This window comes from Microbacterium sp. NPDC028030, assembly GCF_040637855.1.
Lineage (GTDB): Bacteria > Actinomycetota > Actinomycetes > Actinomycetales > Microbacteriaceae > Microbacterium.
Map to the genome: position 1 here is coordinate 1,086,609 of NZ_JBEZXF010000002.1, position 13,937 is coordinate 1,100,545.

A 13,937-nucleotide genomic window follows, 5' to 3' on the forward strand; every position below is an offset into this window, starting at 1 on the left:
GTCTCCGAGGACCGAAGCGAGCGGAACTGCTCCCATAACCAGCATCAGCTGGCCTTTCGAACGGCGAACCGATGCGCACCTCCTGCGCCGTCGCCCACCTCACCCCTTATCTCGCGACGTTCACTCGTGCGCTGACGGAGTTCCTGCATGTCTACTTTCCTTGAACTCGGTGTTCCCACCGAGCTCGCCGCCGTTCTCGCCGCCTCCGGCAAGACCGAGGCGTTCGCCATCCAGCGCGATACCCTTCCCGACTCCCTCGCCGGTCGTGACCTCCTCGGTCGCGGCCGCACCGGCAGCGGCAAGACCATCGCCTTCGCCCTCCCCCTCGTCGCACGTCTCGCCGCCTCCGGCGGTCAGCGTCGCGCCGGCCTTCCCCGCGGACTCGTCCTCGCGCCGACCCGCGAGCTCGCGACGCAGATCGCCGCCACCATCGCTCCTCTCGCCGAAGCCGCCGGCCTGCGCGTCACGACCGTCTTCGGCGGCGTCAGCCAGCGTCCGCAGGAGCAGGCGCTGCGCGGCGGCGTCGACATCGTCGTGGCCTGCCCCGGTCGTCTCGAAGACCTCATGAAGCAGCAGGTCGTGCGTCTCAGCGCGATCGAGGTCACCGTGCTCGACGAGGCCGATCACATGGCCGACCTCGGCTTCCTCCCCGGTGTCACGCGCATCCTCACGGCCACTCCGGCCGGCGGCCAGCGCCTGCTGTTCAGTGCCACACTCGACCGCGGCATCGACACCCTCGCCCGCCGCTTCCTCTCGAACGCGGTCAGCCACGAGGTCGACGAGGAGAGCGTGCCCGTCGGCGAGATGACGCACCGAGTGCTGGTCGTCGACTCCACCGACAACAAGACCGCCCTCGTGCGCGACCTCGCGTCGGGAACCGGTCGTCGCATCCTCTTCACCCGCACCAAGCACCAGGCGAAGAAGCTCGCGAAGCAGCTGACCGCCGCCGGCATCCCCGCCGTCGACCTGCACGGCAACCTGTCGCAGAACGCTCGTGAGCGCAACCTCGGCGCCTTCTCCGCTGCCCCCGAAGACGGCGGCGTGCGCGTGCTGGTCGCGACGGATGTCGCCGCTCGCGGTGTGCACGTCGACAACGTCGACCTCGTCGTGCACGTCGATCCGCCGGTCGAGCACAAGGCGTACCTGCACCGCTCCGGACGCACGGCGCGCGCCGGTGCCGCCGGTACGGTCGTGACCGTCGTGCTGCCCGAGCAGCGCCGCGACGTCAAGGACCTTCTCCGCAAGGCCGCGATCACCGCTCCCCTGGAGGACGTGACCTCGGCGACGATCACGGCGCTGGTGCCGGAGCGCGCACCGCACGTGCGCCCAGCCCCTGTGCAGGCACCGCAGCAGCAGCAGCAGCGGCAGTCGTCGAAGCAGCGTCCTGCCGGTGGCGAGAAGAACGGGGCGGCCAACCCGCCGTCGCGCCGTCGTCGCCGTCCCCGCTCCAACGGCGCAGGTCAGGGCGGCGGCTACTCCACGCAGAGCGGCCTGTCCCGTCAGGGCGGCGGCCGCAGCGCGCAGGGTCGCTGACCCACCCAGCGCATCGAAAAGCGCCCCCTCCGCTTCGGCGGTGGGGGCGCTTTCGGTTCTGCGCTCAGCGAGTGGGGAACGATCGCTCGGGCGATCCCGTGTAGAGCTGCTGAGGGCGACCGATCTTGGTCTGCGGGTCGAGCTGCAGTTCGCGCCACTGTGCGAGCCAGCCGGGCAGACGGCCGATCGCGAACAGCACGGTGAACATGCGGGTCGGGAAGCCCATCGCCTTGTAGATGACGCCCGTGTAGAAGTCGACGTTCGGGTACAGGCGACGCTCGCGGAAGTAGTCGTCTGCGAGCGCGAGCTCCTCGAGCTCCTTCGCGAGGTCGAGGAGCGGATCGGTCACGCCGAGCGAGGAGAGCACCTCGTCGGCGGCATCCTTGACGAGCTTGGCGCGCGGGTCGTAGTTCTTGTAGACCCGGTGCCCGAAGCCCATGAGCTTCACGCCCTCTTCCTTGTTCTTCACCCGCTCGACGAAGCGCGAGACGCTCTGGCCGGAGTCGCGGATCTGACCGAGCATGGTGAGCACGGCTTCGTTCGCGCCACCGTGCAGCGGGCCGGAGAGTGCCTGGATGCCGGCCGAGATCGATGCGAACTGGTTCGCTCCGGTCGAGCCCACCAGGCGGACGGTCGAGGTCGAGGCGTTCTGCTCGTGGTCCTCGTGCAGGATCAGCAACAGCTCGAGAGCCTTCGACATGACCGGGTTGACCTCGTACTCCTCGCTGTGCACACCGAAGTTGAGCTTGAGGAAGTTGTCCACGAAGCTCAGCGAGTTGTCGGGGTAGAGGAAGGCCTGGCCGACGCTCTTCTTGTGCGCGTACGCCGCGATCACAGGCAGCTTGGCGAGCATGCGCACCATGTTGAGCTCGACGTGCTCGGGGTTGTGCGGGTCGGTCTGGCCCTCGTAGTAGGTCGAGAGCGCCGCGACAGCGGACGATAGCACCGACATGGGGTGCGCCGTGTGCGGCAACGCCGAGAAGAACCGCTTGAGGTCTTCGTGCAGCAGCGTGTGGCGGCGGATCTTCTCGTCGAACTCGGCGAGCTCGGAGGCCGACGGCAGTTCGCCGTAGATCAGGAGCCAGGCGACTTCGAGGTAGCTCGTGGAACCCGCCAGCTGCTCGATCGGATATCCGCGATAGCGCAGGATGCCCTTGTCGCCGTCGATGAACGTGATCTCCGACTTGGTGGAGGCGGTGTTCACGAACCCGTAGTCGAGGCCGGTGTACCCCGTCTGCCGCGTCAACGTCGAGAAGTCGATGCTGTCGTGCCCGGCCGTGCCGCGCAGTAGCGGGAATTCGGCGGTCGTGTCGCCGATCGTCAGCTTCGCCGTCTGGTCTGCCGCAGCGCTCACGCGGACCTCCTCCTGGTGTCCGAGCCCCGCTCGTCGCGGTGACATCGGACAAGATCGTGATCAAGTCGGAACTGGCGATCTCACGGCGCTGTGCACCAGGTCGGGTCACGACCGAATCGCCTTTACAGCCTAGTAGGCACACAGGCCTACTGTGACATCCGCCAAACAGATGCCGAGTGTGAGGTGAGAACCTACAGAGACGTGCTTGCGAGTCGGCGTGCAGCCTCGACGACCCGATCCGTCGGGGCCGTGAGGGCCAGGCGCACGTGCTGGGCGGAACTCGCCCCGTAGAAAGGTCCCGGCCCCGCGAGGATGCCGAGATCGGCGAGCCGACCCATCGACTCCCACGCGTCACGGCCTTCGGTCGCCCAGAGGTACAGCCCCGCTTCCGATCCGTCGATGCGGAAGCCGGCGGATTCCAGTGCGGGACACAGCGCGTCGCGCCGCGCGCGGTAGAGCTCCTTCTGCACGGCGACGTGGTCGTCGTCTCCGAGCGCGACGGCCATGGCATGCTGCACCGGTGCGGGCGGCATGAGCCCGAGGTGCTTGCGCGCCGTGAGGAGGTCACCGACGATGCGGGCGCAGCCCGCGACGAACGCGGCGCGATACCCCGCGAGGTTCGACTGCTTGCTGAGGGAGTACACGCTGAGCAGGTTCGCACGGCTGCCCCCGGTGACCCGCGGGTCGAGGATGGAGGGGATCGGCTCGGTCGCCCAGGGGCCGTCCCAGCCCAGCTCCGCGTAACACTCATCGCTGGCGAGCACGGCGCCGAGTTCACGGGCGCGGCGCACCGCTGCGCCGAGTTCGTCGACCGTCCAGGTGCGACCGTCCGGGTTGCCGGGGGTGTTGATCCAGATCAGCGCCGTGCCGTCCGGCCACTCCGCCGGATCATCGGACGGGAACGTGGTCGCTCTCACGACGCGGGCGCCGACCTCGTAGGTCGGATACGCGACGCTCGGGTGCACGACGATGTCGCCCTCGCCGAGTCCCAGCAGCGTCGGCAGCAGCGCGACGAGTTCTTTGGAGCCGATCGTGGGCAGCACGTTGTCGACCGTGAGGTCGAGCACCCCTCTGCGCCGCGCATACCAGTCGACGATGGCCTCGCGCAGACTCGGCGTCCCGACGGTCTGCGGGTAGGCGTGCGCGTCGGTCGCGTCGGCGAGTGCCTGCCGGATGATCTCCGGCGTCGGGTCCACCGGCGAGCCGACGGACAGGTCGACGAGGCCGTCGGGATGCTGCGCCGCGCGCTCGCGGAACGGGACGACGGCATCCCACGGGTACTCGGCGAGGTCGCGGACGCTCACAGGACGCGCCTACTCGCCCTGGGGCGGGAGCGCGGCGATGATCGGGTGGTCGAACGCGTAGACGCCGACCTTGGCGGCACCGCCGGGCGAGCCGATCTCGTCGAAGAACTCGACATTGGCCTTGTAGTAGTCCTGCCACTCGTCGGGCAGGTCGTCTTCGTAGTAGATCGCCTCGACGGGGCAGACGGGTTCGCAGGCGCCGCAGTCCACGCATTCGTCGGGGTGGATGTACAGCGAGCGTTCCCCCTCGTAGATGCAGTCAACGGGGCACTCGTCGATGCAGGCGCGGTCCTTGACATCGACGCACGGGAGGGCGATCACATACGTCACCCCTCCAGTCTACGTCTCGTGCGGCTCGGGTTCCTGCGCGGCGGGCGCCTCGGTGCGCACGGGCGGCCGCGAGAACGACGGCCACGCGATCACGAGAAGCACGATCCCGGCGACGAGATAGGTCCAGACCTGTCCGCTGAGCGAGTCGGGGACGACGACGGAGCCCCCGGGGCCAACACCCGAGATCAGCACGAGCATCCCGATCATGCCGAGGCCCGCGGCCACCGCTGCTCCCCTGTCGTGCGTGAGCGCGCGCACGGCGATGAGGATCGCCGCGCACGCGATCGCGGCGACGATCAGCCCGACCGGGATCGGACCCCACGCCACGCTGTGCGCGATCGTGCCGGCGATGCCGTAGACGCCGCCGACCACGGCGGCCGCCACCCAGGACAGGACTCTCGACACCCAGCTCACGCGCACCCGTCGATCCTACCGGCGACGGCTGCGGAGGAGTCGTCAGCCTGCGAGACCCAGAAGACGCAGGACCGCCGCCACCAGCGCCGCCGCGACCACCACCACGAGGAACGACTGCCGGAGCCAGAGGAGCCCTGCGGCGACGAGGAGAGCGGGCACCCGGGCATCCACCGTGATCGCCTGACCGTCGCCGAGCGTCTGCACGGCGACGAGCGCCGCGAGGAGGGCCACCGTCAACAGGTCGGAGATCCGCGCCGTGCGCGGCGCCTCGAGAACTTTGGGCGGGACGAGGTAACCGGCGGCTTTGAGCGCAAGGCAGATCAGTGCGGCGAGCAGGATCGCGCTCCAGAGGCTCATGCGCCTCCTCCCGACGGGGCGTCCGCCCGCTCCGTCCGCGGCGGTGACGGCCAACCGAGCCAGTTGAACCAACCGACCGCGATCGCGACGACCGCGGCGACGAGCACCGGGAGCCCCGGCATGAGCAGCGGCGTGAAGGCCGCCGCGACGACGGCTGCCGCGACGCCGACGGCCACCGCCTGCCGTTGCTTGAGCCGCGGCCAGAGCAGCGCGAGGAACGCGGCGGCGGCGGCCGCATCCAACCCCCAGGTCTTCGGATCGCCGAGCACGTCGCCGACCAGGGCTCCGACGAGCGTCGTGATGTTCCACCCGACGAAGATGCCGATGCCGGTGATCCAGAATCCCAGCTGCCGCAGCCGTGGCTGACTCTGCGAGATCGCGACCGCCGTCGACTCGTCGATCGTGAAGTGCGCGGCCGCAGCCTTGCGGAACGGCCCTCCGGCCACGATGGTTGACATCCGCATCCCGTAGGCGACGTTGCGCACGCCGAGGAGAGCAGCCGACGCGATCGCCGAGGGCAGCGCGGCGAGGCCGCCGGCCGTGAACACCCCGACGAAGGCGAACTGCGATCCGCCCGTGAACATCAGCAGGCTCAGGACGCACGTCTGCCACACGTCGAGTCCGGATGCCACCGCCAACGCGCCGAACGAGATGCCGTACGCACTGGTCGCGAGCACGACACCGAGAGCCTCGCGCCAGACCTCGCGCTCAGCGGTCATCCTGCCGCCCCAGCTCCGTCGTTCGCTTGAATGAACACATGACTATGATTTTGAACAGTCCTGCATGGATAGTCAAGCGAACGAACGTTTGACATGATGAACGCATGGAGGATCTCCGCACACGCATCGCCCGCACGCTGCGCCGGGAACGGGAGGCTGTGGGCCTTTCGGTCTCCGAGCTCGCCCGTCGGGCAGGGGTGTCGAAGGCGACGGTGTCACAGCTCGAGAGCGGTGCCGGGAACCCCAGCGTGGAGACGCTCTGGGCACTCGGAGTGGCGCTCGGCGTGCCGTTCGCCGTCCTGGTCGACCAGCAGGCGAACGCTCCGACCCTGATCCGCGCCGAGGACCTCGCAGGCGTCCCCTCTTCGGCCGCCGCCTACAGCGCGACACTGCTGTCGGCCAGTCCTCCCGGCGCGCGACGAGACGTCTACCTGATCCAGGCCGAGCCGGGAGATCCCCGTCGCTCCGATCCCCACCATGCCGGCACCATCGAACACGTGATCCTCATCGCGGGCCAGGCGCAGATCGGCCCCGTCGGCGATCCCGTGCTGCTGAACCCCGGCGACTATCTCACGTACGCCGGCGATGCGCCGCACATCTTCGAGGCGACGGTGCCTGGCACCAGCGCCGTGCTCATCTCCGAACTGCGCTGAGCGTCACTCCGGCCCGCCCGCAGGCGAGGGGTCGGGGATCTCATGCGGACGGTACTGCGGCAGCCGCGACGCGGGGAGGATCGCGAGCGCGCTGATGCCGGCGAGGATCAGCAGCCCGAGCTTGAGAGTGCCCAGACGGGACTCCTCGTTCACCGCGACGGCCGCATCCACCTGGGCGGGGGTCGCATCCGTCGACTCCAAGGCCACGCGAAGATCGTCGTTGCTGATGAAGTTCAGATTGTCCATGTCGACCTGCGCGACCAGCGACGGCGGCAGCTCAGGATGCTCGACGACGGCCCTGCCGACGCTCAGCGCGAGCAGCGAGACGAGCAGGGCGCCGGCCAGCGCCGTACCGACCGCAGACGCGAGGTTCTGAGTCGTCCCGCGCAACGAACCGACATCCCCCGCCAGTTCTGCGGGGGCAGCCGTGACGAGGACGTTGAACACCAGGGTGACGAGGGCGCCCTGTCCGATGCCGAACACGATGAGTCCCGCGATCGTCGGGATCGTCTCCCAGTTGTTGTTCACGACGACCGACAACCACACGAGCGCGGCGGTGGTCAGGATGAACCCGAACACCCCGATCGTGCGCGGCGGGAACCGCCGATAGAAGCGCACCACGAGCGTCGCCGTGATGAAGACGGTGAGGTTGAACGGCATCATGGCGATCGACGTGTCGAACGGCGTGCGCCCCTGCACGATCTGGATGTACAGCGGAATCGTGAAGTTGACGCACGCCTCCAGCGCGACGACGATGAACATCGCGTACACCGCCGCACGCTCGCGACCGGAGCCGAGGACGCTCAGATCGATCAGGGGGACCTTGCCCTCGGCCATCCGCTTCCTGGTCCAGAGGAAGAACCCCTGCCCCAGCACCACACCGACCACGATGAAGACGGGTGCAGGCGACAGCCCCAGGATGCTGAACGGCGCCGCCTCCGTCGCCGCCAGCGCACCCCAGCCGTTCAGATTGTTGAAGCCCAACGTCAGCAGCACGATCGCGGCGCCGATCAGAAGCGAGGCGACCAGGTCGATGCGGATCGAGGCGTCACCTCTGTCGCCGCGCAGCGTGAAGCTCAGAGCGAAGACCAGCACCGCGATCCCCAGCACGATGAAGAACATGGGGCGCCATCCCACGAGCGTGCCGAGGGTGCCGCCGATGAGGAAGGCGCTGACGCCGGAGATCGCGCGGGCCGATCCGATCGCGCCGATCGCCGTCGCCTGCTGCGGTCCCCGGTAGTTCTCCGCGATGAGCGCCACGATCGAGGGCACGATGATGGCCGCCGCCGCCCCGGCGACGGCCTGACCTGCGATGGCCCAGCCGACCGTGGGCGCGACGAGCATCATGACCGCCGATCCGGCGAACAGCGCGACGACCACGCGGAAGATGAGCACCCATCCGACGCGCTGTCCGAGCTTCGCGCCCGTCATGACGAGCGCGGCGACCGCGAGTCCGTACATGACGATGGTGGTGCTGGCGACCGTCGGCGGCACGCCGAACTCGCTCACCATGCCGCCGAGGGAGATCGGCAGCGCGGCGACGTTGAACGACATCAGCACCTGCGCGAGGAACAGGCTGACCATGGGCAGCCAGGAGGTCTTCGTCGGGTTCTGCTCTGTGGTCGTCATTTCTCCTCCAGGGGTGCAGAGAGGGCCCCGGTCGCGTCACGAGCGGGTACGGATGCGAAGAGGTTGAGCCCGAGCGCCCGCGAGAGGTAGCCGATCGCCATCTGCGATCTCACCGAGTTCCCGGCTTCGTCGAGACGCGGCGAGAACCCCGCGACGGCCCCCTTGCCGGGAGCGATCGCGACGATGCCTCCAGCCACCCCGGACTTCGCGGGAAGACCGATCTCGAAGAGCCAGTCTCCCGAGCGCTCGTAGAGCCCGGTCGATGCGACCACGGCGAGCGTGTCCCGGCACACCTCTTCCGAGACCACCCGCTCCCCCGTGACGGGATTCACACCGCCGTCCGCCAGCGTCGCCCCCATGACCGCGAGGTCGTGCGCGGTGACGCTGAGCGCGCACTGGCGCGTGTAGACGTCGACCACCGCGTCCGGGTCGCCGTCCAGTCGACCGTAACTGCGAAGGAGACGTCCGAACGCCCGGTTGCGGTCGTTCGTCGCCGCCTCCGACGAGTAGACGACATCGTCGAGGGCGAGCGGGCGTCCTGCGAAGGCGGAGAGTCCATCCCTGATGCACACCCACTGCTCGTCCGGCGTCGCCCCCGGTATCAGCCCGGTCGTCGCGATGGCGCCCGCATTGACCATGGGGTTCATCGGATGCCCGTCGTTGAGCTCCAACGCCACGACCGAGTTGAACGCCAAACCCGTGTTGTTCACGCCGACGATCTCACGCACCCGCTCGTGCCCGTGCTCCTGGATCGCCAGCGCGTAGACGAACATCTTCGAGATCGACTGGATCGAGAAGGCGTGCATCGCATCGCCGGCATCGTGCAACCCGCCGCCGACCTCGATGACGGCGAGGCCGAACAGCTCGGGGTCGGCCTCCGCGAGGATCGGGATGTAGTCCGCGACACGGCCACCGCGTTCCGAGGAGTACCGCAGATGCGCCTCGCGTACGATCTCCTCGACCCGGTCCCAGCCCGGGAGCGCGCCGGTCGACACCTCTTGCGCGACGCCTTGCCATGCGACCGGGTCGAGCATGTGTCCTCCTGGGGTCGGCGACGTCCCCAGGCGTCAGTGCCACCGTAGCGGCCGCCGGTCTCTCAGAACAGGAGTATTTCGGATCAGTACCAGTTCATGGCCTGCGAGTGCGACCAGGCGCTGCAGGGGCTGCCGTACGCGCTCGAGATGTAGCCGAGCCCCCAGGCGACCTGGGTCGCGGCGCTCGTCTGCCAATCGGCCCCCGCGGCGGCCATCTTGCTTCCGGGGAGTGCCTGGGGGATGCCGGTGGCACCGCCGTCGGCGTTGTACGCCTGGTAGTTCCAGCCCGACTCCTTGGTCCACAACGACTCCAGGCACGAGAACTGATCGGCTCCCCACCCGTACTGGCTCGACATCAGCTGTCGCGCGGTCGCCTTCGCACCCTCGACGGTGTTCGCGGCGGCCAGGTCGGCTGCGGCCTTCTCGGCGGCGGCTGCCTTCTCGGCGGCGATCCGTGCCGCGTCCTCCGCGGCCTTCTTCTCCTGAGCCGCGGTGAGTGCCTGCTGGAGGTCTTCGGTGCCGGAGACCACGCGGGCCGTCTCGGACGCCGTCTCATCGGCGAGGATGTCCATCAGCAGCACCGGCATCACTTCCCGCTCGGCGAGCTTGTCGATGTCCTCCTCGAGTGCGGCCGTGTCGACGGTCGTCGAGCCGCCGACATCGAGCCCCGAGGCGACGACCGCGTCACCGAGATCCTCCGCGGCCAGCACGGCGCTCTTCGCCTCGACCAGGGTGACCCTGGCCTCCTCGCCGATCTGAGCCAGGGGCTCCGCACCGACGACGGTGCGAGGGACGGCTGCCGACGCGGCAGCGTTGACGGCTCCGGCGGCCGGCGTGGACGCGAGTCCCACGCTGAGCGTGATGCCCACGAGTGTCGCGGCAGTCACGCCGAGGATGGTCATCGGGCGCCGGGCGGTGACGGCGGCGCGAGCGGATGCCGCGGCGGAGGCGCGCCGAAGCGCACGGGTCTTCTGAAGCATGGGTTCGACTTTCGGGTGGTCGACTTTCGGATGGTCGCACGCCCATTCAGGAGACTCATCGGGTGATCGTCCCGGGCGCAAGTGACCGAGTCTGCATGATCAACCTGAGCGAAAACTAGCCCTCACCTGGGATTTACGTGAGAAGAGGGCCTCGCACGCGCCTTTCGGCGGTGCGAGACCCTCTTCCGCGGAGCTGTGTCCGACGATGTCTCAGGCGTTCGCGTCCTGACGCTTCAGACGCGCGGTCTCCCGTGCGCGGGTGTTCGCGTCGAGGTTGACCTTGCGGATGCGGACGGCCTCGGGCGTGACCTCGACGCATTCGTCGTCGCGCGCGAACTCGAGGCTCTCCTCGAGCGTCAGCACGCGGGGCGGTGTCATCGACTCGAAGGTGTCGGAGCTCGCCGCACGCATGTTGGTGAGCTTCTTCTCCTTGGTGATGTTCACGTCCATGTCGTCGGCGCGCGAGTTCTCGCCGATGACCATGCCCTCGTAGACCTCCTGCGTCGGCTGCACGAAGAACGACATGCGCTCCTGCAGGGCGATCATCGCGAACGGGGTGACGACACCCTGACGGTCGGCGACGATCGAACCGTTCTGACGCGTGGTGATCGAACCGGCCCAGGGCTCGTAGCCGTGCGAGATCGCGTTCGCGATGCCGGTGCCACGGGTCGTGGTGAGGAACTCGCTGCGGAAGCCGATCAGGCCGCGCGAGGGGACGATGAACTCCATGCGCACCCAGCCGGTGCCGTGGTTGGTCATGTTCTCCATGCGCCCCTTGCGGTTCGCGAGGAGCTGAGTGATCGCGCCGAGGTGCTCCTCCGGCGTGTCGATCGTGAGGTGCTCGAACGGCTCGTACGTCTTGCCGTCGATCTTCTTCGTGACCACCTGCGGCTTGCCGACGGTGAGCTCGAAGCCCTCACGGCGCATGTTCTCGACGAGGATGGCGAGGGCGAGCTCTCCGCGGCCCTGCACCTCCCACGCATCCGGTCGTCCGATGTCGACGACCTTGAGCGAGACGTTTCCGATGAGCTCCTTGTCGAGACGGTCCTTGACCATCCGAGCGGTGAGCTTGTGCCCCTTGACCTTGCCCATGAGCGGCGAGGTGTTGGTGCCGATCGTCATCGAGATGGCGGGGTCGTCGACCGTGATGGCCGGCAGCGGGCGCACGTCCTCGGGGTCGGCGATCGTCTCGCCGATCGTGATGTTCTCGAATCCGGCGATGGCGACGATGTCGCCGGGGCCGGCGGATTCGGCAGGGTAGCGCTCGAGAGCACGGGTCTTCAGCAGCTCGGTGACGCGCGCGTTCTGGTGCGTGCCGTCCGCTCGCACCCAGGCCACGGTCTGGCCCTTCTTCAGCGTGCCGTTGAAGATGCGGAGCAGCGCGAGGCGGCCGAGGAACGGGCTGGAGTCGAGGTTCGTCACCCAGGCCTGCAGCGGGTGCTCGTCGTCGTACTCCGGAGCGGGCACGTGCTCGAGGATCGCCTCGAACAGCGGCTCGAGGTCGTCGTTGTCCGGCAGCGATCCGTCGGCGGGGCGGTTCTGCGATGCGGCGCCGGCACGACCGGACGCGTACACCACCGGCACGTCGAGCAGTGCGTCGACGTCGAGGTCGGGCACGTCGTCGACCAGGTCGGAGGCGAGACCGAGCAGCAGGTCGTGCGCCTCTTCCTCGACCTCCGCGATGCGGGCGTCGGGGCGGTCGGTCTTGTTGACCAGGAGGATGACGGGGAGCTTGGCCTCGAGCGCCTTGCGCAGCACGAAGCGGGTCTGCGGCAGCGGGCCCTCGCTCGCGTCGACGAGCAGCACGACGCCGTCGACCATCGACAGGCCGCGCTCGACCTCTCCGCCGAAGTCGGCGTGACCCGGGGTGTCGATCACGTTGATCGTGATCTCCTTGCCGCCGGCGTGCTTGCCCTTGTAGGTGATCGCCGTGTTCTTGGCGAGGATCGTGATGCCCTTCTCACGTTCCAGGTCGTTCGAGTCCATGGCGCGCTCATCGACGTGGGCGTGTTCACCGAAGGAGCCCGTCTGACGCAGCATGGCGTCGACGAGGGTCGTCTTGCCGTGGTCGACGTGGGCGACGATTGCGACGTTGCGGAGGTCAGAGCGAAGGGCGTGCGCCATGCAGGTGTCCTAAAAGATGTGGGGTTTCGCCGGGAAGCCGACGTTTCAGGATAACGCAAGCTCAGGGCGTGTTCCTGAAAAGCAGGTCGTAGCATCGAGATCGTGACCCGACCGCAGGCTCCGTTGGACCTCCCCGACCTCTCCCCCGCTCCGTCCCGCGCGCGGCTGTGGTGGGAGATCTCGATCGTCCTGGCACTGGGGCTCGGCCAGTCGGCGGTGTACGCGGTCGTGCAGCTCGTCTACCGCCTCACCGATGAGGTGCCGATCGCCGATCAGGTCGCGAAGCTCAACCCCTCCCGCAGCGACAGGGAGGCCTTCGACCTCATCTACCAGGTGCTCGCGATCGGATTCTCGCTCGTCCCTGTGCTGTTGGTGTGCTTCCTGCTCTGGCAGTCCAGGCGGCCGCACCTGGGACTACTCGGCCTCGACGGCAGGAAGACCGGCGCGGATGTCGGACGAGGCGTCATCCTCGTGCTCGCGATCGGCATCCCCGGGCTCGGGCTCTACTTCGCCGGACGTGCGCTCGGTCTCACGGTCGCGATCGACCCCGCGGGGATCGACGCCTACTGGTGGACCGTGCCCGTGCTGCTGCTGTCCGCGGCGCGCGCCGCGCTGCAGGAAGAGGTCGTGCTCCTCGGCTACCTCTTCACCCGGCTCAGACAGCTCGGCTGGGGACCATGGTCGATCATCGTCGGCACCGCGGTCCTGCGCGCGAGCTATCACCTCTACCAGGGGTACCCCGCGTTCATCGGCAACCTCGCGATGGGTCTGCTGTTCGGCTGGCTCTACCAGCGCAGCGGACGACTGATGCCGTTCCTGGTCGCGCATTTCCTGATCGACGCCGCAGCATTCGTCGGCTACCCCTGGGCCGCGGCGATGTGGCCCGACCTGTTCGGCCTCCCCGGTTGAGAGAGGTCGATCCGGCTGAGCGGGGGCCGGTCAGCCCGCGTTCGCGATGAGGATCGCGAGGATCGCCCACACGACGATCACCGCGAGCGCGACCAACGCCGGGCGGTCCCAGCGCCGGCGGATCGGCGCATCCGCGGCGAGCGACGCCGCGTCCCTGCGCTGCTCGATCTCGGCCAGCGCACGGAGCCCCGCCGGCACCCGCTCCTCACCGTCGCCGCGCGTCGGCATCCGGAACGAACCCGCCTTCGCGGGACCGCCGTAGCACGACACATCGCTGCCGTCGTCGAGAGAGAACACCAGCTGCCAGCGCAGCTCCACGTCGCGCACCCGTCGCCAGCCGAACTCGATGCGGCGGAGCAGGTTCTGCACCACGACGCCCTCATCGTCGATGCGCACCGCCGATGCGAAGGAGTTCACGTACACGATCCACAGCACGAGGAGGACCCACGGCGCCAGCAGGAGCATCTGCCCCCAGCCTGCTCGCAGGACGGCATCGCCGAGCAGGAACACGGCAAGCAGCGACCCGATGACCACCGCGGCGGGGCCGGAGGGCGCGCGGAACGTCCGCACACCCTCCGACTGCTCGCTCCCACTCAC

The 13,937-nt window shown here is 68.7% G+C and carries 14 protein-coding genes; 3 read left to right on the forward strand and 11 right to left on the reverse strand.

The features are described 5' to 3' along the window. The first annotated feature begins 147 nt into the window (after positions 1-147). Positions 148-1,533 (forward strand): DEAD/DEAH box helicase, encoded by a 1,386-nt coding sequence (locus tag AB0E56_RS14180; RefSeq protein ID WP_359799913.1) that lies wholly within the window; start codon positions 148-150, stop codon positions 1,531-1,533. Positions 1,534-1,597: 64 nt separating this feature from the next. Here the strand turns inward: AB0E56_RS14180 and AB0E56_RS14185 are convergent, their stop codons facing one another. The 6 genes from AB0E56_RS14185 to AB0E56_RS14210 form a co-directional block, all read right to left on the reverse strand. Further along, positions 1,598-2,887, reverse strand: a complete 1,290-nt coding sequence (locus AB0E56_RS14185; protein ID WP_359799915.1) for a citrate synthase — start codon at positions 2,885-2,887, stop codon at positions 1,598-1,600. A 191-nt stretch (positions 2,888-3,078) separates the two neighbouring features. Continuing rightward, a complete protein-coding gene (gene dapC / locus AB0E56_RS14190) occupies positions 3,079-4,191 on the reverse strand; it encodes a succinyldiaminopimelate transaminase (protein WP_359799916.1) in 1,113 nt (370 codons plus the stop codon). Between the two features lie 9 nt (positions 4,192-4,200). Then, positions 4,201-4,521 carry a ferredoxin gene (gene fdxA, locus AB0E56_RS14195; RefSeq protein ID WP_021199610.1) on the reverse strand — a complete coding sequence of 107 codons (321 nt, stop codon included), beginning with the start codon at positions 4,519-4,521 and terminating at the stop codon, positions 4,201-4,203. Positions 4,522-4,530: 9 nt separating this feature from the next. Then, complete coding sequence (locus AB0E56_RS14200) at positions 4,531-4,941, reverse strand: histidinol dehydrogenase (RefSeq protein ID WP_359799918.1); 411 nt, start codon at positions 4,939-4,941, stop codon at positions 4,531-4,533. Positions 4,942-4,977: 36 nt separating this feature from the next. Continuing rightward, positions 4,978-5,292: an AzlD domain-containing protein gene (locus tag AB0E56_RS14205; protein WP_359799919.1), complete on the reverse strand. Its 315-nt coding sequence runs from the start codon at positions 5,290-5,292 to the stop codon at positions 4,978-4,980. Next, positions 5,289-6,011, reverse strand: coding sequence for an AzlC family ABC transporter permease (locus tag AB0E56_RS14210; protein ID WP_359799920.1), 723 nt, complete (start codon positions 6,009-6,011; stop codon positions 5,289-5,291). The genes AB0E56_RS14205 and AB0E56_RS14210 overlap by 4 nt, the downstream gene beginning before the upstream one ends. 104 nt (positions 6,012-6,115) lie before the next feature. Between AB0E56_RS14210 and AB0E56_RS14215 the strand changes: the two genes are divergently transcribed. Beyond that, positions 6,116-6,664, forward strand: a complete 549-nt coding sequence (locus AB0E56_RS14215) for a helix-turn-helix domain-containing protein (protein ID WP_359799922.1) — start codon at positions 6,116-6,118, stop codon at positions 6,662-6,664. Between the two features lie 3 nt (positions 6,665-6,667). Here AB0E56_RS14215 and AB0E56_RS14220 read toward each other — a convergent pair whose 3' ends face one another. The 4 genes from AB0E56_RS14220 to typA all read right to left on the reverse strand — a co-directional run bounded on the left by AB0E56_RS14220 (position 6,668) and on the right by typA (position 12,431). Further along, entirely contained in the window at positions 6,668-8,293 is a 1,626-nt protein-coding gene (locus AB0E56_RS14220) for an MFS transporter (protein ID WP_359799924.1), read from the reverse strand. Further along, positions 8,290-9,327, reverse strand: coding sequence for a glutaminase A (gene glsA / locus AB0E56_RS14225; protein ID WP_359799926.1), 1,038 nt, complete (start codon positions 9,325-9,327; stop codon positions 8,290-8,292). The genes AB0E56_RS14220 and glsA overlap by 4 nt, the downstream gene beginning before the upstream one ends. Positions 9,328-9,410: 83 nt before the next feature. Continuing rightward, entirely contained in the window at positions 9,411-10,307 is an 897-nt protein-coding gene (locus AB0E56_RS14230; protein WP_359799928.1) for a phospholipase, read from the reverse strand. A 210-nt stretch (positions 10,308-10,517) separates the two neighbouring features. Continuing rightward, a complete protein-coding gene (typA, locus tag AB0E56_RS14235) occupies positions 10,518-12,431 on the reverse strand; it encodes a translational GTPase TypA (protein WP_359799930.1) in 1,914 nt (637 codons plus the stop codon). Positions 12,432-12,533: 102 nt separating this feature from the next. Here typA and AB0E56_RS14240 point away from each other — a divergent pair, with 102 nt between their 5' ends. Further along, a complete protein-coding gene (locus AB0E56_RS14240; RefSeq protein ID WP_359799931.1) occupies positions 12,534-13,340 on the forward strand; it encodes a type II CAAX endopeptidase family protein in 807 nt (268 codons plus the stop codon). A gap of 30 nt (positions 13,341-13,370) precedes the next feature. On the opposite strand, the gene AB0E56_RS14245 is transcribed toward AB0E56_RS14240, so the two are convergent. Next, positions 13,371-13,937 (reverse strand): PH domain-containing protein, encoded by a 567-nt coding sequence (locus tag AB0E56_RS14245; RefSeq protein ID WP_359799932.1) that lies wholly within the window; start codon positions 13,935-13,937, stop codon positions 13,371-13,373.